Raw genomic sequence first — 24,253 nt, forward strand, 5'->3', positions numbered from 1 at the left:
ACAGTTTAAGAAGGGGATGCTAATATGTCGACGCAAACTTCACGGGTTACACTGGCCGGAGAAATGTTACCAGCGTACAACGAAATATTGACACCTGAGGCGCTTAGTTTTTTAAAGGAACTGCATGAAAATTTCAATGAACGCCGCACGGAACTTTTACAAAAGCGTGTGGAGAAACAAAAAAGAATTGATGCAGGGGAGTTTCCTACGTTTTTAGAAGAAACAAAGCATATACGTGAAGGGGATTGGACAATCGCCCAGCTTCCGAAAAATTTAGAGGATCGCCGCGTGGAGATTACTGGTCCGGTGGATAGAAAGATGGTCATTAACGCTTTAAATTCAGGAGCACATCTTTTTATGGCAGACTTTGAAGATTCGAATGCACCAACTTGGAGAAATGCTGTCGAAGGTCAAATTAACTTACGAGATGCGAATGAGGGAACGATTTCACATAAAAATGAAAACGGAAAAGAATATCGTTTAAATAGTAAAACAGCTGTATTAATTGTGCGTCCGAGAGGGTGGCATTTAGAAGAAAAACATACGCAAGTTGATGGCAAGAACATGTCTGGCAGTTTAGTAGATTTTGGTTTGTACTTTTTCCATAATGCGAAGACGCTTTTAGCAAAAGGAAGTGGCCCATACTTTTACTTACCGAAAATGGAAAGTTACTTAGAGGCAAGATTATGGAATGACGTTTTCGTATTCGCTCAAAAGTATATCGGTATTCCGAACGGAACGATTAAAGCGACTGTGTTAATAGAAACGATTCACGCTTCATTTGAAATGGATGAAATTTTGTATGAACTAAGAGATCATTCTGCTGGTTTAAACTGCGGACGATGGGATTATATATTTAGTTTCTTAAAGAGCTTCCGTAATCATAATGAATTTTTACTTCCGGATAGAGCGCAAGTCACGATGACAGCGCCGTTTATGCGCGCGTATTCTTTGAAAGTTATTCAAACGTGTCATCGTCGTAACGCGCCAGCAATCGGAGGGATGGCGGCGCAAATCCCAATTAAAAATGACCCAGAAGCAAATGAGGCAGCTTTCGAGAAAGTGCGTGCTGATAAGGAGCGCGAAGCTTTAGACGGTCATGATGGGACTTGGGTTGCCCACCCGGGACTTGTACCGGTTGCAATGGAAGTATTTAATCACATAATGAAAACGCCAAATCAAATTTTTAGAAAGCGTGAAGAAATACGTGTAACAGAAAAGGATTTATTAGAAGTACCGATGGGAACGATTACAGAAGGTGGTCTTCGCACGAATATTAACGTCGGTATTCAATATATTGCATCTTGGTTAAGCGGGCGGGGAGCAGCTCCAATTTATAACTTAATGGAAGATGCAGCAACAGCAGAAATATCAAGAGCACAAGTATGGCAGTGGATTCGTCATGAGGGTGGAAAGCTAAGTGATGGCCGTAATATCACTTTTAAATTAATGGAAGAATTGAAAGAAGAAGAACTAGCAAAAATAGAAAGAGAGATTGGTAAGGAAGCATTTAATAAGGGGAGATTTGAAGAAGCTACAAAACTGTTTACAAACCTTGTTCGTAATAACGAGTTCATGCCGTTTTTAACATTACCGGGTTATGAAATTTTATAAGAAACAAGAAAAGGGGATGGAACATATGAAAAACGAAAGAATTGATAAATTGCAGGAAAGCTGGGAATTAGATACGCGCTGGAAAGGGATAACACGTCCATATACAGCTGAAGATGTAATTCGTCTGCGCGGATCGATTGATATTGAACATACGTTAGCGCGCTGCGGTGCAGAGAAGCTTTGGAAATCACTTCATACAGAAGATTATATTAATGCACTTGGGGCATTAACAGGAAACCAAGCGATGCAACAAGTGAAGGCTGGATTAAAAGCAATTTATTTAAGCGGTTGGCAAGTAGCGGCAGATGCGAACCTTTCTGGACATATGTATCCTGACCAAAGCTTATACCCAGCGAACAGTGTGCCAGCTGTTGTAAAACGAATTAACCAAACACTTCAACGTGCTGATCAAATTCAGCATATGGAAGGTAGCGGTGATACGGATTATTTCGTTCCAATTGTGGCGGATGCTGAAGCTGGGTTTGGTGGACAGTTAAACGTATTTGAATTAATGAAAGGGATGATTGAAGCGGGTGCATCTGGCGTGCACTTTGAAGACCAATTATCTTCAGAGAAAAAATGCGGGCATTTAGGCGGAAAAGTATTATTACCGACGCAAACAGCGGTGCGTAATTTAATTTCAGCACGTCTTGCTGCGGATGTAATGGGTGTACCAACAATTATCGTCGCAAGAACAGATGCAGATGCGGCAGATTTAATTACGAGCGATATCGATCCAGTTGATCAAGAGTTTATTACAGGTGAAAGAACGCCAGAAGGGTTTTATCATACGAAAGCAGGTCTTGATCAAGCAATTGCACGTGGTTTAGCGTATGCGCCGTATGCAGATCTCGTTTGGTGTGAAACGTCGGAGCCAAATTTAGAAGATGCAAAACGCTTTGCGGACGCAATTCATAAGAAATATCCAGGGAAGCTACTTGCTTACAACTGTTCCCCTTCTTTTAACTGGAAACAAAAATTAGATGAAAAAACGATTGCAAGCTTCCAAAAAGAAATTGCATCGTACGGTTATAAATTCCAGTTCGTAACGCTTGCTGGATTCCATTCATTAAATTACGGCATGTTTGAATTAGCGCGTGGTTATAAAGAGCGCGGCATGGCAGCGTACTCTGAATTACAACAAGCAGAGTTCGCAGCAGAGAAATACGGTTACTCTGCAACGCGCCATCAACGCGAAGTAGGAACAGGATACTTTGATGAAGTAGCACAAGTGATTACAGGCGGTACTTCATCAACGACTGCTCTAAAGGGATCCACAGAAGAAGAACAGTTTACGAAATAAAGGTATAAGTAGGTGCCCCAAAAAATATTTTTGGGGCACTTTTCTTATTTATTATTACGTCGCTGACATTGTTAAACTTTGTCGGAAAGTTGATGTAATTTTATTTGTCGTCGTATTGTGGGACGTTCACTTCTATTTAAAATATCCAATCCAATATAGTGAATATACCAACGATAGCAGTAAAAAGAAGGAATGCGAATAATGATAGACAGCCCCATGTAAATAATTTGTCTTTCCATGTTTCTTCATAATCATCAATTAGTTCCTCTATCACTTTTTTCTGCAATGGCTGTAAGGGACGTTCGGTGTGTAGTCCTGTAATAATGTTACGATCTCCTTTGAATTTTAAAGCACGTACAATATGATAAGAGTCGTTTCCCATCGATTTTTCAAATTGTAGACATGCCGCGTGCATAACATCTGTTTTCTCTTTTTCAAGATACCAATACCGTCCAGCCATTTCTGGGTATTGTAATGTAAAGTAAATGTCACCGAGTTTTTTCCTAAGTGCTAATTCATTCGGATAAGTAGTGATTAATCCGTGTAATCTATCTCTTGCTTTTCCAAGGTTGTTATTTTCAATATCTTTTTCAATTCTCTTTAATGTTTTTTTAGGGATTATTTCTGTCATACACGCCTCCTTATTAGAATAGGTGTGGTTATATTTTATAAGAAATAATAAAATTTAGAAATTTTATTTTTAAAAAGGATTGTACATTCTATTTTAAGTATGTTATGATAATACCAGTTGAATAATTAAATTAAGCAATCCATATATTATCAAATGCCGAAAACAAACGGGAAAAAGTATGTGAGAACTAGTTTATTTTTCGAATTTGATAATGTGTGGATTCTTTTTTTATACATGAAGACTAAATAAAATGTATTTTCGTAGGAGGAAATAATTATGACAGTTACAGGACAAGTAAAATGGTTTAACAACGAAAAAGGCTTCGGTTTCATCGAAGTTCCAGGCGAAAACGATGTATTCGTACATTTCTCTGCAATCGAAACTGATGGTTTCAAATCTTTAGAAGAAGGCCAAAAAGTTAGCTTCGAAATCGAAGATGGCAACCGTGGACCTCAAGCTAAAAACGTAATCAAACTATAATTTTATAGTTTATTATAGAAAAAAGGATGGCTTATGCCATCCTTTTTTTGTTGTTGAGATATACGATATTTATATTAGTAATAAAGACAGCCTAAAAAGTACGATTGAAGAAATAAAGGCGTACTCGAAAACTTATGAAAATGATAAAGTGACGGTAATTGATCTGAGGAAGTCTCATTCTCGGTATTTAGATCAAGAACCATATTACAGGTTGAAAGAGATACAGAGAATCTTGGAAGAAAAAATAGTAGGTTTTTTGAGGATGAAGAAGAATGAAGGAAATGGCAATCAGTATGTAAAAAGGGCTTTCCGTAAAGGAAGGCCTTTTAGTGTTCTTTCACAGCTTTTTTCTTTTCACGTTTCTTGCATTCTGGACATTTAGATTTACGAAAAGGCTTCGCGAAGAACAGTAAAATAAAAAATAAACCGAATATAATACTCGCTGAATTTTTTACGATAACAATGCTACTATTTTTCATTTGAATTGTTGGATGATCTTGCTTTTCTTCCATGAGAGACCTCCGTATATTTGATTTATATTTTAATTATAGCAAAATTAATTGCTGTAATTATATGAAAAGGGGAATGTGTTAAACATATTACAAATGATATAAATTCTTTTTTCGTATATAGAATCCTTTTTTTATACAGATTATTCCTTTAATATTCATATATAATTATTAACAAATTTATATTATATTTGATTTATTATAAGTATTTGTAAAGAATCGTGGAATGTAAACCATTTCCTTTTCGTAGGTGCTACTATAAAAGGGAAATGAAGAAGGGAAATTAAATAGCAATCGAAAATTAAAAAAAGAGAGGTGAAAAATCTGTTACTAACAAAAGAGCGAGTATAGATAAAAGTATTCTTAGCGTGCAAAAACTACATACTCTAAGGATATACATTTTCCTATATTTGTAGTAGCAGACAGTAGACTATGGAAAGTAAAGTAGAACGTTATGTCGAAAACTATGTTGTAAGCAAAAATACAATGGCCTTACTTCCTGTTGTTCTAGGAGAAAAGAAAGTTGTTACGCGAATTGTTGAAATGGAAGATTCTTTTTTCGTATTTCAAAAGCCTCTTGATATTATAGAGAGAAGTTGCCGGAAGCATGGTTCTAGTTTCTTTGGAAGAAAAGAAGGAACGAAGGAGTTAACTCGTATTACACATAAAGCTCCTATCGCAATTAGCCCGACAGATCAACTTTATTTTTTCCCTACGTATTCTTATTCTCGAAAAGAGTGTGCGTGGTTGTCTCATTTTCATATTGAAGATAATAAAGAATTAAAAGATGGAAATCTTATTATTAGATTTATAAATGGTTTCGCTGTGAAACTAGAAATGTCAAAAAGTAGCTTTGAAAATCAGCAAAATCGTACAGCGAAATTACGGACAGAGTATGAAGATCGTAAGAAAAAACAAGGAAATCCTTGCTTTAAAGAGATTGATAAAAATGAAGAATCTAAATTAACACCAGCATATGAGAAAGTGTATTTTGTGAAGGAAGGCGAAGTGTGAGAGGGAAAGGATGGGGAGACTCATCCTTTTTATTTGTCTGTTTTGTCGGAAAATCGATAAAAATCAAATTGTGGTCGATGTATTCAGAAAATCACCGGTGTAATTTCATTTACCGAAAAAATCATCAAAAAATATTGTTCCTCAAACAACCAAACGTACAACAAACCTTGTCGAATATTGAAAGATTATCATAGCATAATAATGAAGGAATTCTAGCGAATGATATGGAAACTTTAATAAATACATCTCCATATGTCGTATCTACCATTTCCTCTTTCATTTAAGCAATGATACAGTAGAGGTAGTAATTAGAGTAAAGGGGTAAAGTGTAGAATGGATTTTCAAACGATCAAAGAGTATTTTTCACCAGAAAATATGGATCATATTGTTGAAAGTTATCGTGCGTTCGGACCGCTTCTCGGTATTGGCTTACCGATGATAGAGGCGCTTATTCCGGCATTGCCACTCATTGTGTTTGTGTTGGCGAATGCTGTTGCATTTGGTTTTTGGTTCGGTTTTCTTTATTCATGGATTGGGTCAGTAATTGGTGCAATGCTTGTATTTTTCATTATTCGTAGCTTTGGAAGAAGTCGTTTCTTTTCTTTTGTAAATAAGCATGAGAGAGTGCGAAAAGCGATGGGATGGATTGAAAGAAAAGGGTTCGCGCCAATCTTTGTTATATTTTGTTTTCCGTTCACACCATCTGCGCTTATAAACGTTGTAGCTGGTTTATCTCGCATTAGCGTAAAACAGTTTGGACTAGCATTAGCATTTGGAAAGCTTATTATGATCTTTATTTTAACGTATATCGGTCATGATTTAGTGTCATTTATTCATAAGCCGGTGAAATCGGTTATTGTGGGCGTTGTTATTTTTATTTTATGGTATGTCGGTAAAAAAATTGAAGTAAAGTTAGAACTACATTAGGAAAAGTCTTCTTTGTCCCGCTATTTGAGGGCAGTAAAACTCCCACCAAAAAATTCGACTGAAGCAAAGAAGTTAGGTGAGAGATCAAACTGCCCGTAAATGCCCGATTGGTGCGGGCTAATAATCGGTGGGGGATGAACAAAACCCCCACCGATTAAGTTTCACTTTATAAATGCAAGCTTCATCATTAAAGGGCGAGGGGAGAAGCGAATGAAGAAAACTTTGAAAAAAGAAGGGCTAGAGTGGGTAAGAACAATTTTAATTGGTGTACTATTAGCTGTATTTTTTCGAACGTTTTTCTTTTCAACGTACGTTGTAGAGGGGAAGTCAATGATGCCGACATTGCAAGATGGAAATATGCTCGTTGTGAATAAGGTGAGTTATCAAGTAGGGGACTTGAATCGATTTGATGTCGTCGTTTTTCATGCGAATAAAAAAGAGGACTATGTAAAGCGAATTATCGGTTTACCTGGGGATCATATCGAATATAAGCATGATAAATTATATATAAACGGACAATTCGTGGATGAACCTTATTTAGAGACGTATAAGAAAGAGACAAATGGACGGCAATTAACAGGCGATTTTAAACTAGAAGAGTTAACGAAAGAAAAGTTTGTACCACCCGGTTCTATTTTTGTAGTTGGTGACAACCGCCTTGGTAGCTGGGATAGTAGGCACTTCGGCTTTGTGAAAGCTGATACAGTTGTCGGTAAAGTTGATTTACGATATTGGCCGATTCAAGAGGTACAAACGAATTTCTCAAAAGGCTGATATAATAAAATGAAGTATAAGGAAAAGACAAACGAGTATGTTTGTCTTTTTTATCGTCCTATAATACAATTGTGGTAGCAAACTAACGTTCGTTATGTAAGTGAAAGGTGGGGTTTCATGTCACTTCGATTTGTGATTGGTAGAGCTGGAAGTGGAAAAAGTACACTTTGTTTACACGAAGTGCAAGAAGAGTTAAAACAGCGCCCAAGAGGGAAAACAATATTATATCTTGTGCCAGAACAGATGACATTCCAAACGCAGCAGGCGTTAATTGGGAGCGAAGATGTAAGAGGTTCTATTCGGGCACAAGTTTTTAGTTTTTCGCGATTAGCGTGGAAGGTGCTGCAAGAAGTTGGTGGAGCGAGTCGTCTTCATATTGATGAAGCTGGTGTACATATGTTGCTTCGTAAAATTGTAGAATCTCGTAAAGATGGACTATCTGTGTTTCAAAAAGCAGCGGAGCAAAACGGTTTCTTTGAACATCTTGGTAGTATGATTGCTGAGTTTAAACGTTACAATGTGACGCCGTCTAACGTATATGAAATGTGGCAACAATTAGACACGCATAGCAGTAGTGCAGAGCAAAAGCTACTAGCGAATAAAGTGTATGATTTACAGTTATTATATGATGATTTTGAACGTGCTTTAATCGGAAAGTATTTAGATTCAGAAGACTACTTACAATTATTAATTGAGAAGCTTTCAGACTCTGAGTATGTAAAAGGCGCGGAAATTTATATAGATGGATTCCATTCATTTTCTCCTCAAGAGCTAGAAATCGTTAGAGGGCTAATGAGATTAGGAACAAGAGTAACAATAACATTAACGATAGATGAAAAAACGTTAGCGCAGCCAGTGAATGAACTAGATTTATTTTATGAAACGACGTTAACGTATGAAAAAATAAAACAAGTAGCGCGTGAAGAGAAAATAGAAATTGAAAAAACAATTCCACTTATGGAACAACCGCGTTTTCATTCTCCAGCATTAGCTCATTTAGAAACGTATTATGAAGCGCGTCCGAATGAAAAGTATCATGGTGAAGCGAGTGTAACAATTAGTACAGCAGCTAATTTACGAGCTGAAGTAGAAGGTGTAGCTCGTGAAATTAGAAGACTTGTGGCGGATGAAGACTATCGTTACCGAGATATCGCAGTCCTTCTTCGTAACGGAGAAAGTTATTACGACGTAATGCGAACGTTATTTACGGATTATAATATCCCGCATTTCATCGATGAAAAACGCCCAATGTCACATCATCCGCTAGTAGAATGTATTCGTTCTGCACTCGAGATTATTAGCGGGAATTGGCGTTATGATGCAGTATTCCGCTGCGTGAAAACAGAGCTTTTATATCCATTAGATGTAAGAAAAGAAGCGATGCGCGAAGAGATGGATGAGTTTGAAAACTACTGTTTAGCGTACGGTGTACAAGGGAAGAGATGGACTTCTGAAGATCCGTGGATGTATCGTCGTTATCGTTCTCTTGATGATGCGAGCGAAATGATAACAGACAGTGAGCGTGAAATGGAAGAGAAAATAAATCGACTTCGCGACGTTGTAAGAACGCCAGTTATTCGTATGCAAAAAAGACTGAAGCGTGCTGGAACAGTTATGCAAATGTGCGAAGCGGTATATTTATTTTTAGAGGAGCTTGACGTTCCGAAAAAACTAGAAGAATTACGTGTTCGTGCAGAAGAAAATGGAGATTTCTTATTTGCGACAGACCATGAGCAAGTATGGGAAGAAGTGATGAATCTTCTTGATACGTTCGTTGAGATGCTTGGCGAAGAGAAGATGTCCCTTTCAATGTTTACGGAGGTTATGTCGACAGGTCTTGAGGCACTTCAATTTGCGAACATTCCGCCGTCACTAGATCAAGTGTTAGTTGCTAATATTGATCATTCTAGATTATCAGATATTAAAGCGACGTTCATTATTGGAGTAAACGAAGGTGTGATTCCAGCAGCGCCTATGGATGAAGGTATGCTTTCTGATGAGGAAAGAAATGTTCTCACCGCTGCAGGTATCGAATTAGCACCAACGACGAGACAAACTTTATTAGAAGAACAGTTCGTTATGTATCAAATGGTGACGAGAGCATCTGAGAAGTTATACATTTCTTGTCCGCTTGCGGATGAAGAAGGAAAGACGTTACTTGCGTCTAGCTTTATTAAGAAAATAAAAAGAATGTTCCCTGATGTGAAAGAATCGTTTATTACGAATGATGTAAATGACTTATCGCGTTCGGAACAAATTTCATACGTAGCAACGCCAGAAGTAACTTTGTCTTATGTCATGCAGCAACTGCAAACGTGGAAGCGATACGGATTTGAAGGGAATTTAGACTTTTGGTGGGACGTATATAACTTCTACGTTACTTCAGATGAATGGAAGCAAAAAAGTAGCCGTGTGTTATCAAGTTTATTCTACCGAAATCGTGCACAGAAACTAAGTACAGATGTAAGTAGGGATTTATATGGAGATACAATTAAGGGAAGCGTTTCTCGTATGGAACTATTTAATCGCTGTGCGTACGCTCATTTTGCTCAGCACGGTTTATCACTAAGAGAGCGTGATATTTTCAAACTTGATGCGCCAGATATCGGTGAACTATTCCATGCAGCGCTGAAGAGAATTGCAGACAAGCTATTACGTGAAAATCGGACTTGGGCGGATTTATCAATAAAAGAGTGTGAACACCTTTCTGCTTTAGTAATAGAAGAAATTGCACCGTTATTACAAAGACAAATTTTATTAAGTTCGAACCGTCATTTCTATTTAAAGCAAAAACTACAACAAATCATTTTCCGTACGTCACTTATTCTTCGTGAACATGCGAAGTCGAGTGGATTTGTACCAGTTGATTTAGAAGTACCGTTCGGTATGGGCGGGACTGGATCTCTTCCGCCAATGGAATTTGCGTTGCCAAATGGTGTGAAGATGGAAGTAGTTGGCCGTATTGACCGTGTTGATAAGGCGGAAGATGAGAGTGGTACGTTCCTTCGTATTATTGATTATAAATCAAGTTCGAAAGCGTTAGATTTAACAGAAGTGTATTACGGACTCGCACTTCAAATGTTAACGTATTTAGATGTTGTTACTTCAAATGCACATACGTGGATGAAAAAGGGCAGTACTGCATCACCGGCGGGTGTATTGTATTTCCATATTCATAACCCGATTGTTGAGATGAAAGGCGATGCATCTGAAGAAGAAATTGAGAAAGAAATTTTAAAGAAATTTAAAATGAAAGGTCTCGTACTAGGAGATGCTGACGTTGTGCGTTTAATGGATAATAAACTTTCAACAGGAAGCTCTGATATTATTTCTGCTGGTCTGAAAAAAGATGGTAGCTTTAGTGCGCGTTCTAGCATTGCAAGTGAACAAGAGTTTAACGTACTTCAAAAATATGTACACCACTCGTTTGAAAATATCGGAAAAGACATTACAGAAGGTGTTATCGATATTGCTCCTTACAAAAAGGGGAATAAAGCGGCATGTACGTTCTGTAACTTCAAATCTGTTTGTCAATTTGATGAATCACTTGAAGATAACCAATTCCGTACGTTAAAAGATATGAAAGATAGCGAAGCGATGGAGAAAATTAGAGAGGAGGTTGGCGGAGAATGATAGAAAATTGGCCTCAGAAACCAGAAGGTAGTCAATGGACAGATGACCAGTGGAAAGCGGTTGTAGCGAACGGACGTGATATTTTAGTCGCAGCGGCAGCTGGATCAGGGAAAACAGCGGTATTAGTTGAACGTATTATTAAAAAGATTATAAGTGAGGAAAATCCAGTCGATGTCGACCGCCTGCTCGTTGTAACATTTACGAATGCAGCAGCGCAAGAAATGAAAAATCGAATTGGGGAAGCTTTAGAAAAAGTATTAATTGATGGGCCAGGTTCACAGCATATAAGAAAGCAGCTTAGCTTATTAAATAAAGCTTCCATTTCTACAATTCATTCATTTTGTTTACAAGTTATTAGAGGATATTATTACATGCTTGATGTCGATCCTCGTTTTCGTATTGCGAACCAAACAGAAAATGAGTTATTAAAAGAAGAAGTGCTAGATGACATATTAGAAGAAGAATATGGAATCGAAGATAATAGTATTTTCTTTGAACTAGTTGATCGTTATACGAGTGACCGTAGTGACGATGACTTACAACGAATGATTTTAGCGCTTCATACAGAATCAAGAGCGCATCCAAACCCGGAGAAGTGGCTTGATAAATTAGTAGAAGCATACGACGTTGAAGGAAAGACGATTGAAGATTTAGTGTACGCTTCTTACTTATTAGAAGATGTGAAGTTTCAGCTTGAAACAGCGGAAAAGCATATTCGTAAGGCGACTGAACTCGCAATGCTTCCTGATGGTCCAGCGCCTCGCGTTGAAACTTTACAAGCGGATTTAGCTTTACTTGGAACGTTATCCTCAGCAGCCCGTGGATCGTGGACAAGCGTTTATGAAGCGATGCAAAATGTATCGTGGCAAACGTTAAAGCGTATTAAAAAAAGTGATTACAACGAAGATGTTGTAAAACAAGTAGATTCTCTTCGTAATAAAGCGAAAGATGAAGTGAAGAAATTACAAGAAGAGCTATTTAGCCGCAGACCCGAAAGTTTCTTACGAGATTTTCAAGATATGCATCCTGTATTAGAAAAACTCGTGAAGCTTGTAAAAGTATTTACAGAGCGTTTCCAAGCGATTAAGCGAGATAAAGGAATGGTCGATTTCACAGATTTAGAGCATTTCTGTTTGCAAATTTTAAGCGAGCAAAGTGAAGGCGGTGAAATGAAGCCGTCAGCAGTAGCACTTCAATATCGTAATAAATTTGCTGAAGTACTAGTTGATGAATATCAAGATACGAACTTCGTACAGGAATCAATTATTAAATTCGTAACGAAAGATTCTGAGAGTGAAGGAAACTTGTTCATGGTTGGTGACGTAAAACAGTCAATCTATCGTTTCCGACTAGCAGAGCCTGGTTTATTCTTAGGAAAATATAAACGTTTCACACAAGAAGGATCGGGCGGCGGAATGAAGATTGACTTAGCGAAAAACTTCCGTAGCCGTCATGAAGTGCTAGCAGGTACGAACTTTATTTTCAAACAAATTATGGGCGAAGAAGTCGGCGAAATCGATTATGATGCTGACGCTGAATTAAAGCTAGGTGCTAGCTATCCAGAAGGTGAAGATGTAGCGGCAGAGCTATTATGTATTCAGCAAACTGAGGAAGAAGTGCAAGACGGTGAAGAAGGTGCCGAAGTAGAAAAAGCGCAGCTTGAAGCTCGTCTTATGGCGCAGCGTATTAAAGCAATGGTCGATTCAGGCTATGAAGTGTATGATCGTAAAACTGATAGTATGCGCCCAGTGCAATATCGTGATTTCGTTATTTTACTTCGCTCGATGCCATGGGCGCCGCAAATTATGGAAGAGTTAAAACTACAAGGAATTCCGGTATATGCTGACCTTGCGACTGGTTACTTTGAAGCGACAGAAGTAAATATTATGATGAACGTATTCCGCGTCATTGATAACCCGATGCAAGATATTCCGCTTGCAGCTGTACTTCGTTCACCGATCGTTGGACTAAATGACGAAGAACTTGCGACGCTTCGTGCTCATGGAAAGAAAGGCTCGTTTTATGAAGTGATGAGCTCATTCTTAAAGGGAGCGCCGCTTGAAGAAGAACAAGAACTGCATGATAAATTAGAGTGGTTTTATAACTTACTGCAAGGGTGGCGTGAATTTGCGCGTCAACAATCTCTTTCTGATTTAATTTGGAAAGTGTACGGTGAGACAGGCTATTACGACTTTGTCGGCGGTTTACCAGCCGGAAAGCAAAGGCAGGCAAACTTACGCGTACTATATGACCGTGCAAGACAATATGAAGCAACATCGTTTAGAGGATTATTCCGCTTCTTGCGCTTTATTGAGCGTATTTTAGAACGCGGAGATGATATGGGAACGGCGAGAGCCCTCGGAGAACAAGAAGATGTTGTTCGCATTATGACGATTCATAAAAGTAAAGGGCTAGAGTTCCCAGTCGTATTTGTAGCTGGACTTGGTCGCCGTTTTAATACACAAGATTTAATGAAGCGTTTCTTACTTCATAAAGATTTCGGTTTCGGTTCACAATTTATCGATCCTCGTAAACGAATTAAATATACGACATTATCGCAACTAGCGATTAAGCGTAAAATGAAGATGGAATTAATTGCGGAAGAAATGCGCGTACTATACGTAGCGTTAACACGTGCAAAAGAGAAGTTAATTTTAATTGGAACAGTTAAAGATGCCAATAAAGAAATGGAAAAATGGCTCGATGCAAGAGAGCATAGTGAATGGTTATTACCAGACCATATTCGTGCCGGAGCGTCTTGCTACTTAGACTGGATTGCACCTTCCTTATATAGACACCGTGATAGTGAAATGCTTCTTGAATTAGGACAAGGAAATATTCCAGGCGAAATTTATGAATATAGTGCTAGCTGGAAAGTAGAAGTTGTTGAAGGAAAAGATTTACTTGCACCAGAACCAGTTCAAGAAGAGAAACAAGAGTTATTAGAAGCGCTTCGCGATAAAAAAGCTGTTCCGTTAGAAAGTGAACGGAAAGAAGAAGTGTACGACAGATTGATGTGGGAATACGGGTATGCGGACGCGACATCTCACCGTGCGAAACAGTCTGTTACAGAAATAAAGAGAAATTATCAATCTGAAGAAGGTAGCGATAACACCTTTATTAAAAAACTTCGTGCACCAATTAAAACACGTCCGCGCTTTATGGAGAAAAAAGGGCTAACATACGCAGAGCGAGGGACAGCAGTCCATGCCGTTATGCAGCATGTAGATTTGAAGAAACCAATTACGATTGAAGTTCTTCAAGAACAAATTGCAAGAATGGTAAATAAAGAACTATTAACATTTGAACAAGCTGAAGAAATAGCGATCGAAAAGGTAATTTCATTCTTTGACAGTGACTTAGGTAAAAGGGTATTAGCAGCAAAAAGTGTTGAGCGCGAAGTACCATTTACGATGATGCTTTCAGCAGAAGAAGCGTATCAAGATTGGCAAGGGAAGAAAGGCGAATCAATACTTGTCCAAGGGGTTATCGACTGCATGATCGAAGAGGAAGACGGAATTACTTTAATCGACTTTAAAACAGATACGATTGAAGGAAAGTTCCTAGGCGGATTTGATCAAGCGAAACCAATTTTAGAAGACCGATACAAAGTACAGCTTTCACTATATGCAAAAGCACTCGAGAAAAGCTTAAAACATCCTGTGAAAGAGAAATCTTTATATTTCTTTGATGGAAATCATGTTGTAAATATTGACGAATAGAGCTTAGAAAGGGGTTATGGATTATGGCGACGTTAAGAACTTGTGATCAAGGACACGAGTACTACAAAAGTAGCGATTGTCCAACTTGCCCAACCTGTGAGAAAGAGAGAAAGCCAAAAGAAGGCTTTCTTTCTCTTCTTTCAGCACCAGCAAGGCGAGCGTTAGAGCACCATGGAATAACGACTGAAGCAGAACTTTCAAAGTATAGTGAAAAAGAAATTTTGAAACTGCACGGTATAGGACCAGCATCTTTACCTAAATTGAGAGCGGCTTTAGAAGATAAGGGATTATCATTTAAATAAAAAAACTAATCATTAGCGGGGAGTAGCATCTTCATTAATGATTAGTTTTTATAATCGGTATTAATTAGCTAGATAAACGCGTATAACGAAATCCCATTTTGAAAATCGTAAATCGATGGACAAAACGATTTAAAAGATGGATCAAGAATATAAGCGGATTGATTATAATATTAAGGAAGGAAGTGCAACACGATGGATTTTGAAACAGTAATGCAAGAGCTTGAAACTCTCGGCAAGGAACGAACTAAAAAAATATACATATCCAATGGTGCAAAGGAGCCACTTTTTGGCGTAGCTACAGGTGCTATGAAACCAATCGCGAAGAAAATAAAAATCAATCAAAGTTTAGCTGAAGAGCTTTATGCTACAGGTAACTATGATGCGATGTACTTTGCAGGCATTATTGCAGATCCAAAAACTATGAACGAATCGGATTTTGATCGTTGGATGGATGGGGCGTACTTTTATATGCTGTCCGATTATGTGGTAGCAGTAACTTTATCAGAGTCAGATTTTGCACAAGACGTTGCTGATAAATGGATTGCAAGTGGTGACGAACTAAGAATGTCAGCGGGATGGAGTTGCTACTGCTGGCTTTTAGGGAATCGAAAAGACCATGAATTTTCCGAAAGTAAGATTGCCAATATGCTAGAAGTTGTAAAAAATACAATTCATGATGCGCCAGAACGTACGAAATCCGCTATGAATAATTTTCTAAACACTGTGGGGATTTCATATGTGCCGCTACATGAAAAGGCAGTTGAAACCGCAAAGGAAGTAGGCATAGTAGAACTAAAACGGGATAACAAGAAAAGTAGTTTTCTAAATGCTTACGAAAGTATTCATAAAGAACTTGATAGAGGAAGACTCGGATTCAAACGTAAATATGTAAGATGTTAAAATTAAAAGAAACAGCCCTAGCTCTACACAAAATAGAGCTAAAGCTGTTTCTTTTTTACGCTGTTCCAATTTGATCTTGGTCTGCAACGTCCGAATCAAATGTATTTGTTGCGCTAACGCCGCTAAAAGTGTTGACGACAAATCCGACATTGGAAGCCCCAGAGCCGTTATAAGCTTTCGTATTTTCTTTCGGAGACACGTTATAAAAATCTCCTAAGTTGAAAGAGCCGTTACTGTTTTGAACGACAAGATTTCCTACAACCGAAGGCATACCATCCACCTACTTTACTAAGCTTTTTAATTACTATATGAATTATTTAGAGGAAGGTTCATCAGTAATAAATTGGCGGATTTGTAGCGTGCGAGAATTATTAAAAACATAGTCAACATTGCCGATTTGGAAGCACGCGGAATTTAAAAGGGTTCGCAAGTGAACATCATTTACTTCAATAAAAGGGCACTCATTTACAATATTTAGTTTTACATCTGTCGTTCGCTTTGGAATTGTAATGTACTCATCTGTAAAGATTTCAAACGCATCAAAACGACCTTCACCTTTTATATAACAAGGGATTTCTCGATGAACGATAAGTGCTCTATTTTTTAATTCTATTTGATTAGAATCCCCGGCCTGGAAGACAGCCGCAACCCCCATAGAAACGATAGAAACATTTTGTACAATTGAAGTATGACGGAGCATAATTTTTCCTCTCCTCAACCTGGAGTCGGAGGGACATCTGTTACTAATGGTACAAATGGTCCCTCTGTAACAGATTCGAATGGCGTATCAAGAATAGAAGAAAGGATGAGAAGGTTTGCATCTCCAATTAAAAATAATGCGGAAGAAGAAACCCCGTTCATTTTAATCTGGCCTACTTTTAACTCACGGTTTACAACATTTAAATTCATGCATACTCACTCCTTTCGGAAATTGCCCGGTATGTGTTGAATAAAGGAAAGGAACGCCTTGTCAATATCTTGTTTCATCGCTTGAATAATGATGTCTCGTAAATAATCGGGATCTGTGGAAATACCCTCATACGATTGAACTTGTGATAAATAATATGGAAGTCTATGTTCCATCTGTTTTTTTATGTCATCCACCATCATTTGTCGATACATCTCATCAAGCGGCGTTCTCTCTTCTTGTTCAAAATGGAGAATTCGACTATATGCTTCTTCATCTAAATAGCGATGCATTTCTTGGAGGATACCTTGATAAAAGTCTGGATTTGTTTCTGTTTCAGGATTTACTTTTAATGTTTCTGTATCCACTTGAAAATCTTCAATTTGTTGCCCTTTTGTTGAAAATGGATTCAAGCCAATATTTAAAGTGCCGTTTAAATTTTCTACTTTTAATTGATCGAATTTATATTCCACTTTTCCTATAGAAGAGGAGGGACGACTTTTTAACTCATTAAGCTCTTCTTGTAGTAGGCGAACTTGCTCTTCAAGGTTTAGAATAGTTTGCTGCTGTATTTGGAGAGCTTGTTGAAGTTGGTGTAGGTAAGTATATATATCTTGATTCATTTGTGAAACCTCCTTTTCAATAGGGAGGGGAAATATATTCCTGCTATATATTTATGACAAGGATACCTTAAGAAGAACTAGTTGATGGTTTGATGGAAATAATTTGTCCTTTCGCATGTAAAGGGCGAAGCGGTTCTGTAAATCCGCCAGAATTTGAGAATTTAGAAAGAGCCTTAATACTACCTGCAGTTCCAATTTGAAAAACGGAAGAGGTCGTAATGCTATCGATTTTAATGCTGTTAATGATGATACTTTGGTTCACATAAAAATTCAATGCAATCGCCCCCTTTAGTTCGAACCAATTATTGCTTGATCAATTACATCTGAATCATTGACGGTCGTTGAGCTTTGATAATTGTAGACAGAGACGTTATCCCCAACATTAAATGAACCGGCTCCGGCAAAAGCGCGTGAATAACTAATAGGCCTAATCGCAAATACATCTCCAATATGAAAAATACCACTTGATCCAATGTTAACGATACGAATATGTCCGACCATAGCTGGCATACAAAACACCTTTCGTTTTTAAAATTTTCTTTTCTACTATTGTATGGGCGTTTTCAATAAAATGTGTATTTTTTCGAAATAAAAGAAACACATACGTTATTGCGTATGTGTTTCGAACATTTGAGTATGTGTGCAATCTGTATGTATAGGCCAAACAACATTTAAGAGCCTGTCCAATTCCTGGCTACAATCTACTGTTTTTTGAGAAGTCATTCCGTAGCGTTCAGCAAAATAGATCATTTTTTCGCGTTTTTTTTCGATAGCTTGCTCAAACATTGAAATCGGCTCCATCTCTCAATAAATTTTATGTATATATGTAGTACATATTATACAAAAATCCCATAAAAAAGAAACATCTTCGCTAAAAAAAGTATAATTTCTACATTTTATGTCAAATAACGGATGAGGAACAAATGTAAGAATGGTTGAATATTGTAAAAATTAGCGTGTGTAAGAAGGTTTTTTTCTTAAGGATGCGAATACAATTATAGGGTATGAGTTTTAGGATGGAGAGTGGAAATGTTGCGTTTTGTAACGGCGAAGAAAGAAGAAAAAGTATTTGTAGGTATTGTGGATGAAGAGGAAGAAAAGGTATTACATTTAAGAGAAGCGCAAAGACAAAAAGGGGAAAAGGTTACTATCCCAATTACCATGTTAGAGTGTATTGAAAGAGGAAGCGAATGTCTTGAGAAAGTGTACGATATTGTAAATTGGGCGAAGGAAAATGCGGGATCGGCGTATTATCCGTTAGCAGAGGTGAAAATATTAGCACCGATTCCAAGGCCGAGAAAAAATATTCTTTGTGTTGGAAAGAACTATCGTGAGCATGCGGTAGAAATGGGCGGAGTAGAGTCTATCCCTGAAAATATAATGATTTTTACAAAGGCGCCAACAACAGTGATTGGAATTGATGAGCAAATTAATGGTCACCCTCACGCGACGAATGAACTTGATTATGAAGGTGAACTAGCAATCGTTATCGGTAAGCGAGGGAAACAAATAAAAATAGAAAAAGCTCTTGATCATGTTTTTGGATATACAGTTATAAATGATGTAACTGCTCGGGATATTCAAAGAAAACATAAACAATTTTTCCTAGGGAAAAGTTTCGATACATTTTGTCCGATGGGACCGTATTTAATTCATAAATCGATGGTTAGAACGCCGAATGCATTACACATTGAAACAGTGGTAAATGGAGAAGTAAGGCAAACTTCAAATACGAGAGAAATGATTTTTTCAGTAGAAGAAATTATTTCAACTATAAGTAAAGGCATGACATTAGAGCCAGGAGATATCATTGCAACAGGGACACCAGCTGGTGTTGGTAAAGGTTTTACACCACCGAAGTTTTTACATGCTGGTGATGAAGTTGTTATTACAGTAGAGGGAATTGGTACGTTAAGAAATATAGTGAAATGAAAAAAGAGCTATCTTGTGAAAAGATAGCTCTTTTCTATGGGCGTGGATTAACGGAGTAATCTATGATGGCGAAAATATACAATCCGATTAATGCTAAAGTACAAATTCCAATTAGCATAACTGCAAGTGCGCTTCTCTCACGGCCAAAACCGATAATTGTAAGGAAAACAGCAGCCCAAAATGATGTTTTGAGTAGTGTGAATGTATTAGGAGTTGAATAATGACTGAGTAAAGTTGTAGATAATATGAAGCCGATGAATGTCATAGAAATAAAAATTGTAGCTAAATTGTTAATGTGTTTACCGTATTTCAATAGCATACAGTTACCCCCTTTTTAACAAAAACAGAATATTCAATTTTATTTTATGATAAACTACTAAAAAAAGAAAGAGGTTGTCCTATATTTAGGACAACCTCACTATGATTAAGATAGTACAGCTTTAATTTTTTGGAACGCCCACTCTAAATCTTCTTCAGAGATTACTAGAGGTGGTGCAATACGAATTACGTTTTCGTGTGTTTCTTTACATAATAGCCCAGCTGCTTTTAGTTGTTCACAGTAAGGACGAGCTGGCTCGTTTAATTCGATACCGATGAATAAACCTTTACCGCGAATGTCAGTAATCATTGGGTTATCAATTTCTTTTAATTGCCCAACTAGTTTTTCTCCTAATTGAAGAGAACGCTCTGTTAATTTTTCTTCTTCTAATACTTCAAGAGCTGCAATAGAAACAGCACATGCAAGTGGGTTACCACCGAATGTAGAACCGTGAGAACCTGGCTCGAATACACCTAAAATGTCGCTGTTTGCTGCAACACAAGAGATTGGGAATACGCCGCCGCCAAGTGCTTTACCAAGTATGTACATGTCAGGAGTTACATTGTCCCAGTCGCAAGCAAATACTTTACCCGTACGGCCTAAGCCTGTTTGGATTTCATCTGCTACGAATAAAACGTTTTCTTTTTTACATACTTCAAAAGCTTCTTGTAAGAAACCAGCTGGTGGAATGTTAATTCCTGCTTCACCTTGGATTGGCTCTAAAATGAATGCAGCTGTATTTGGTGTAATCGCAGCTTTTAACGCTTCTAAATCACCATAAGGAATTACAATAATGCCAGGAAGCATTGGACCGAAGCCGCGCTTGTACTCTTCGTTTGATGACATAGAAACAGCACCCATTGTACGTCCGTGGAAGTTATCTTCACAAACGATGATTTCTGCACGGTTTGCTTCTACCTTTTTCACATCATAAGCCCAGCGACGAGCTGTTTTAATTGCAGTTTCAACAGCCTCTGCGCCTGTATTCATAGGAAGTACCATATTTTTATTTGTTAGTTTCGCAACTTTTTCGTACCAAGGACCTAATTGATCGCTATGGAAAGCACGAGAAGTTAACGTCACTCGATTAGCTTGGTCAATTAAAGCGTTAATGATTTTTGGATGACGATGACCTTGGTTTACTGCAGAATATGCACTTAATAAGTCCATATAGCGGTTTCCTTCAGGATCTTCTACCCAAACGCCTTCTGCTTTAGAAATAACGATTGGAAGTGGATGGTAGTTATTTGCCCCGTATGTGTCTGTAAGTTCGATAATATCCTTAGTTTGAATCATGATTGTTCCCCCTTTTGTTATTACAAGAAGTTTGTAAATACTCTAAATATTATAGCATTTAAATATAAAAAAGCGAAACATTTCCTGAAAATATATGAACATGTTATCATATAGAGTGAAAAAGTGTGAAAAAGAGGAGGCAGGGATACGATGGTACATATGCATATTACAGCATGGGCGTTAGGATTAATTTTATTCTTCGTTGCGTATTCACTTTATTCAGCAGGAAGAAAAGGTAAAGGTGTACATATGGGGCTTCGCCTTATGTATATCATCATTATTGTGACAGGTTTCATGTTGTACATGAGTATTGTGAAGACGGCAACAGGTAGCATGCACATGTGGTACGGCATGAAAATGCTAGCTGGTATATTAGTAATCGCTGGAATGGAAATGGTTCTTGTGAAAATGAGCAAAAACAAACCAACAGGGGCGGTTTGGGGCTTATTTATTGTCGCGCTAGTAGCGGTATTATACTTAGGACTAAAATTACCGCTTGGCTGGTACGTATTCAAATAAAAATAAAACCACCTTATGATCTCAAATATTTGGGAGATAAGGTGGTTTTTATTTTATGTCGCATCAATATGCAACTCTTCTCCGTTTACTTTCGTAAATCGCAAAATATTTTTATTAGAGGAAGAGTGGCGTACAAAATGATGCTGCAATGTACAAATCATCTCTTCATTATCAAATAAAAGAATATTTACTCCTTCGCATGCTTCCTCTTTTGGCAAGAAGGATAAATAATTATGACAATACATGCAATCATATAAAGAGTAATGAAGCGATTGTAATGCCTCAGTTAATAATGTAAAGACAGAGTCAGGTAATTCCTCAAGCCATTCATTATAGCTAAGAAGTAATTTTTTACGAATTCGTATCATTTCTCCGTTTTGGAGAGAATGTTGTTCATTTGCAATTTGTAATATGTCTTGTTCATAAAAACGAGCTGGTAGCCAATTGTTGTTATATAAAATTTCAAAACCATCTTCAGCAATATCTTCTAATAGAAAAGCCTCATCATTTTCATCATCAAAGAATACCCATTCTTTGTTTATATATTCTACATTACCGACTGTATGAGCGCGCGGTTGGTTATACAAAATATGTTTGCGTTGTATCATAGTTCATTTCTCCTTTTATAGAAATAGTTATTCTTGTTATGGACAGTTCGTACGTTCTTTATAACTAGACACACCTAAAGATAGATGGGCATACAATAAAACACGCTTTACACTGTGAAACTGCTATTCCATATATGGATAGTTAGTTATCGTCAAGTTTGTTGTTTTTATGTATCCGCACTCATAGGGTGGGGATTACTGCACGTTCAGAAACAGATATTAGATTAGGAAGGATGATTCTTATGTGCGGGATTACAGGATGGGTGGATTATAAACGCTCATTAGAAGGGGAAAGGGACATCGTGACGAAGATGGCGGAAACGCTAGCGAAACGCGGTCCAGATGATAATAAAGTTTGGATTAAAGGGAACGTCGCATTTGGGCATAAACGGTTAATCGTTGTAGATCCTGAAGGTGGTAAACAACCCATGACTTGTTTAAAAAACGAAACGAGTTATGCGATTTGCTATAACGGAGAGCTCTACAATACAGAAGATATTCGCAAAGAGTTATTAAGAAGAGGTTATACATTTAAAGGGCATTCCGATACAGAAGTACTATTGGCATCTTATATTGAATGGAAAGAAGAATGTGTCGATCATTTAAACGGTATATATGCGTTTGCAGTATGGGATGAGAAAAATGAACGAGTCTTTATTGCCAGAGATCGATTAGGTGTAAAACCGCTTTTTTATAAATATGATAGCGGACGATTATTATTTGGTTCAGAGTTAAAAGCGATACTAGCGCATCCAGATGTGAAGGCGGAAGTAACGTTAGAAGGGTTGTCAGAAATATTTGGCCTCGGACCATCTAGAACGCCTGGTCACGGTGTATATGCTGGTATTCAAGAACTGCGTCCGGGTCATGCAATGACGTTCTCAAAAGACGGTTTATGCATATGGAGATATTGGAATGTAGAAAGTAAAAAACATGAAGATTCATTTGAAGAAACAGTAGAGAAAACTCGTTTTTTATTACAAGATGCGATTACGAGACAATTAGTTTCTGACGTACCACTATGCACTTTTTTATCAGGAGGTGTAGATTCAAGTGCTATCACAGCAATTGCCGCGAAAGAGTATGAAAGATCAGGGAAAGGTCAATTGCACACGTATTCTGTTGACTATGAAGATAACGACAAATATTTTAAAGCGAATGCGTTTCAGCCGAATTCAGATGCACCATTTATTAATTTAATGACAGAGACATTTCAAACAATTCATCATCGCTGCGTCATTTCTAATGAACAACTAGCACAGTATTTAACAGAAGCAGTACTCGTTCGCGATTTGCCTGGTATGGCAGATATTGATTCTTCATTATTATGGTTTTGCCGTGAAATAAAACAAGATTTTGTCGTCGGTTTATCTGGAGAATGTGCAGATGAAATATTCGGCGGTTATCCGTGGTTTTATAGAGAAGATGATTTACAATCAAGTGCATTTCCGTGGATGCGTTCTACAGAAGCGCGTGAACAACTTCTGAAGAAAGAATGGAGAAATAAATTAAATTTACAACAATATGTACAACAACGCTATGAAGAATCCATTCAAGAAGTTCCTATTTTAGAGGGAGAAAGCCCATTAGAAGCGAAGAGACGACAATTATTTTATTTAAACATGGTATGGTTTATGACAACATTATTAGACAGAAAAGACCGTATGAGTATGGGGGCAAGCTTAGAAGTACGCGTTCCATTTGCGGACCACCGACTTGTCGAATATGCGTGGAATATTCCTTGGGAAATGAAAATGTATAAAAACCGCGAAAAAGGTCTATTGCGTAAGGCTTTAGAAGGATTACTTCCAAATGATATATTGTATAGAAAGAAAAGTCCGTATCCGAAAACGCATAACCCGCACTATACGAAAGCAGTCACAGTATGGCTCCAAGATTTATTAACGGATAAAGGCTCAATTTTGCATGAATTGTTCGATAAGGAGCAATTGAGCGGATTGATCCAGTCTGGCGGCAGTGCATTTCAAAAACCGTGGTTTGGTCAATTAATGACTGGGCCGCAGCTTTTAGCTCATTTAGCGCAAATTCATGTTTGGTTTAAAGAGTATGGGGTGAATATTAAGGAATAGGGAAAGAGCGGCTTATATTTATGTGAGCCGCTCTTTTTCTTAAATAAATTGTCATATAAAATTCAAAAACATATTAGAAATAATATTTATTTAGAATTATTATTTTGACGTACTTATTATTGCTTGTTATAATTGGAAACAAATGTTCTT

At 37.5% G+C, this 24,253-nt stretch carries 25 protein-coding genes and 2 pseudogenes; 15 read left to right on the forward strand and 12 right to left on the reverse strand.

Annotated elements, in window-relative coordinates; all coding sequences use genetic code 11:
* The first annotated feature begins 24 nt into the window (after positions 1 to 24).
* Together aceB and aceA are read left to right on the forward strand one after the other, a co-directional pair.
* Positions 25 to 1,614: a malate synthase A gene (aceB, locus tag MHH59_RS05725; protein ID WP_078179197.1), complete on the forward strand. Its 1,590-nt coding sequence runs from the start codon at positions 25 to 27 to the stop codon at positions 1,612 to 1,614.
* Between the two features lie 25 nt (positions 1,615 to 1,639).
* Complete coding sequence (aceA, locus tag MHH59_RS05730) at positions 1,640 to 2,917, forward strand: isocitrate lyase (RefSeq protein ID WP_002125874.1); 1,278 nt, start codon at positions 1,640 to 1,642, stop codon at positions 2,915 to 2,917.
* Positions 2,918 to 3,053: 136 nt separating this feature from the next.
* Here aceA and MHH59_RS05735 read toward each other — a convergent pair whose 3' ends face one another.
* The gene (locus MHH59_RS05735) at positions 3,054 to 3,548 is read right to left on the reverse strand and encodes a DUF6584 family protein (RefSeq protein WP_002011284.1); all 495 of its coding nucleotides are present in this window, start codon (positions 3,546 to 3,548) and stop codon (positions 3,054 to 3,056) included.
* 276 nt (positions 3,549 to 3,824) lie between these two features.
* Here MHH59_RS05735 and cspA point away from each other — a divergent pair, with 276 nt between their 5' ends.
* Entirely contained in the window at positions 3,825 to 4,028 is a 204-nt protein-coding gene (gene cspA, locus MHH59_RS05740; RefSeq protein ID WP_002011282.1) for an RNA chaperone/antiterminator CspA, read from the forward strand.
* A gap of 58 nt (positions 4,029 to 4,086) precedes the next feature.
* Positions 4,087 to 4,304: pseudogene (locus tag MHH59_RS05745) on the forward strand (hypothetical protein).
* A 50-nt stretch (positions 4,305 to 4,354) separates the two neighbouring features.
* Here MHH59_RS05745 and MHH59_RS05750 read toward each other — a convergent pair.
* Positions 4,355 to 4,540, reverse strand: coding sequence for a hypothetical protein (locus tag MHH59_RS05750; RefSeq protein WP_002011281.1), 186 nt, complete (start codon positions 4,538 to 4,540; stop codon positions 4,355 to 4,357).
* 302 nt (positions 4,541 to 4,842) lie between these two features.
* Here MHH59_RS05750 and MHH59_RS30810 point away from each other — a divergent pair.
* The 8 genes and pseudogenes from MHH59_RS30810 to MHH59_RS05785 form a co-directional block, all read left to right on the forward strand.
* Positions 4,843 to 4,920: pseudogene (locus tag MHH59_RS30810) on the forward strand (RNA-guided endonuclease TnpB family protein); the annotation flags it as partial.
* 49 nt (positions 4,921 to 4,969) lie between these two features.
* Positions 4,970 to 5,551, forward strand: a complete 582-nt coding sequence (locus MHH59_RS05755) for a competence protein ComK (protein ID WP_002011279.1) — start codon at positions 4,970 to 4,972, stop codon at positions 5,549 to 5,551.
* A 333-nt stretch (positions 5,552 to 5,884) separates the two neighbouring features.
* Positions 5,885 to 6,478, forward strand: a complete 594-nt coding sequence (locus MHH59_RS05760) for a TVP38/TMEM64 family protein (protein WP_340850953.1) — start codon at positions 5,885 to 5,887, stop codon at positions 6,476 to 6,478.
* Between the two features lie 210 nt (positions 6,479 to 6,688).
* The gene (gene lepB, locus MHH59_RS05765) at positions 6,689 to 7,252 is read left to right on the forward strand and encodes a signal peptidase I (protein ID WP_002011277.1); all 564 of its coding nucleotides are present in this window, start codon (positions 6,689 to 6,691) and stop codon (positions 7,250 to 7,252) included.
* Positions 7,253 to 7,369: 117 nt separating this feature from the next.
* A complete protein-coding gene (addB, locus tag MHH59_RS05770) occupies positions 7,370 to 10,885 on the forward strand; it encodes a helicase-exonuclease AddAB subunit AddB (RefSeq protein WP_002186441.1) in 3,516 nt (1,171 codons plus the stop codon).
* Complete coding sequence (gene addA / locus MHH59_RS05775) at positions 10,882 to 14,607, forward strand: helicase-exonuclease AddAB subunit AddA (RefSeq protein ID WP_340850954.1); 3,726 nt, start codon at positions 10,882 to 10,884, stop codon at positions 14,605 to 14,607. Before addB ends, addA begins: the two co-directional genes overlap by 4 nt.
* Positions 14,608 to 14,630: 23 nt before the next feature.
* A complete protein-coding gene (locus MHH59_RS05780) occupies positions 14,631 to 14,909 on the forward strand; it encodes an RNA polymerase alpha subunit C-terminal domain-containing protein (protein WP_002011271.1) in 279 nt (92 codons plus the stop codon).
* 192 nt (positions 14,910 to 15,101) lie between these two features.
* Positions 15,102 to 15,809: a DNA alkylation repair protein gene (locus MHH59_RS05785; RefSeq protein ID WP_078184077.1), complete on the forward strand. Its 708-nt coding sequence runs from the start codon at positions 15,102 to 15,104 to the stop codon at positions 15,807 to 15,809.
* A gap of 55 nt (positions 15,810 to 15,864) precedes the next feature.
* Here the strand turns inward: MHH59_RS05785 and gerPF are convergent, their stop codons facing one another.
* From gerPF to MHH59_RS05820, 7 genes are all read right to left on the reverse strand, one after another.
* A complete protein-coding gene (gene gerPF / locus MHH59_RS05790) occupies positions 15,865 to 16,080 on the reverse strand; it encodes a spore germination protein GerPF (RefSeq protein WP_001141570.1) in 216 nt (71 codons plus the stop codon).
* 42 nt (positions 16,081 to 16,122) lie between these two features.
* The gene (locus MHH59_RS05795; RefSeq protein WP_002125894.1) at positions 16,123 to 16,509 is read right to left on the reverse strand and encodes a spore germination protein GerPE; all 387 of its coding nucleotides are present in this window, start codon (positions 16,507 to 16,509) and stop codon (positions 16,123 to 16,125) included.
* Positions 16,510 to 16,523: 14 nt separating this feature from the next.
* On the reverse strand, positions 16,524 to 16,718 hold the full coding sequence (gene gerPD, locus MHH59_RS05800) for a spore germination protein GerPD (protein WP_001052805.1): 195 nt from the start codon (positions 16,716 to 16,718) through the stop codon (positions 16,524 to 16,526).
* Between the two features lie 6 nt (positions 16,719 to 16,724).
* Positions 16,725 to 17,339: a spore germination protein GerPC gene (gerPC, locus tag MHH59_RS05805; RefSeq protein WP_001070757.1), complete on the reverse strand. Its 615-nt coding sequence runs from the start codon at positions 17,337 to 17,339 to the stop codon at positions 16,725 to 16,727.
* Between the two features lie 67 nt (positions 17,340 to 17,406).
* Positions 17,407 to 17,613: a spore germination protein GerPB gene (gerPB, locus tag MHH59_RS05810; RefSeq protein ID WP_001012505.1), complete on the reverse strand. Its 207-nt coding sequence runs from the start codon at positions 17,611 to 17,613 to the stop codon at positions 17,407 to 17,409.
* Positions 17,614 to 17,627: 14 nt separating this feature from the next.
* Complete coding sequence (gene gerPA, locus MHH59_RS05815; RefSeq protein WP_001111190.1) at positions 17,628 to 17,849, reverse strand: spore germination protein GerPA; 222 nt, start codon at positions 17,847 to 17,849, stop codon at positions 17,628 to 17,630.
* Positions 17,850 to 17,945: 96 nt separating this feature from the next.
* Positions 17,946 to 18,125, reverse strand: coding sequence for an aspartyl-phosphate phosphatase Spo0E family protein (locus tag MHH59_RS05820; protein ID WP_002087032.1), 180 nt, complete (start codon positions 18,123 to 18,125; stop codon positions 17,946 to 17,948).
* Positions 18,126 to 18,368: 243 nt separating this feature from the next.
* Here MHH59_RS05820 and MHH59_RS05825 point away from each other — a divergent pair, with 243 nt between their 5' ends.
* Positions 18,369 to 19,271 carry a fumarylacetoacetate hydrolase family protein gene (locus MHH59_RS05825; RefSeq protein WP_002125896.1) on the forward strand — a complete coding sequence of 301 codons (903 nt, stop codon included), beginning with the start codon at positions 18,369 to 18,371 and terminating at the stop codon, positions 19,269 to 19,271.
* A gap of 34 nt (positions 19,272 to 19,305) precedes the next feature.
* Here the strand turns inward: MHH59_RS05825 and MHH59_RS05830 are convergent, their stop codons facing one another.
* Entirely contained in the window at positions 19,306 to 19,590 is a 285-nt protein-coding gene (locus MHH59_RS05830) for a hypothetical protein (RefSeq protein WP_000925332.1), read from the reverse strand.
* 105 nt (positions 19,591 to 19,695) lie between these two features.
* On the reverse strand, positions 19,696 to 20,886 hold the full coding sequence (rocD, locus tag MHH59_RS05835) for an ornithine aminotransferase (protein WP_000616665.1): 1,191 nt from the start codon (positions 20,884 to 20,886) through the stop codon (positions 19,696 to 19,698).
* Between the two features lie 150 nt (positions 20,887 to 21,036).
* Between rocD and MHH59_RS05840 the strand changes: the two genes are divergently transcribed.
* On the forward strand, positions 21,037 to 21,405 hold the full coding sequence (locus MHH59_RS05840; RefSeq protein WP_002011256.1) for a YisL family protein: 369 nt from the start codon (positions 21,037 to 21,039) through the stop codon (positions 21,403 to 21,405).
* Positions 21,406 to 21,458: 53 nt separating this feature from the next.
* Here MHH59_RS05840 and MHH59_RS05845 read toward each other — a convergent pair whose 3' ends face one another.
* Positions 21,459 to 22,013, reverse strand: coding sequence for a DUF2777 domain-containing protein (locus MHH59_RS05845; protein WP_002030292.1), 555 nt, complete (start codon positions 22,011 to 22,013; stop codon positions 21,459 to 21,461).
* Between the two features lie 242 nt (positions 22,014 to 22,255).
* On the opposite strand from MHH59_RS05845, the gene asnB reads away from it, so the two are divergent.
* Entirely contained in the window at positions 22,256 to 24,103 is a 1,848-nt protein-coding gene (gene asnB / locus MHH59_RS05850; RefSeq protein WP_016126693.1) for an asparagine synthase (glutamine-hydrolyzing), read from the forward strand.
* Positions 24,104 to 24,253: the final 150 nt, after the last annotated feature.

The sequence above is a fragment of the Bacillus sp. FSL E2-0195 genome (assembly GCF_038003645.1).
Taxonomy (GTDB): Bacteria; Bacillota; Bacilli; order Bacillales; family Bacillaceae_G; genus Bacillus_A; species Bacillus_A mycoides.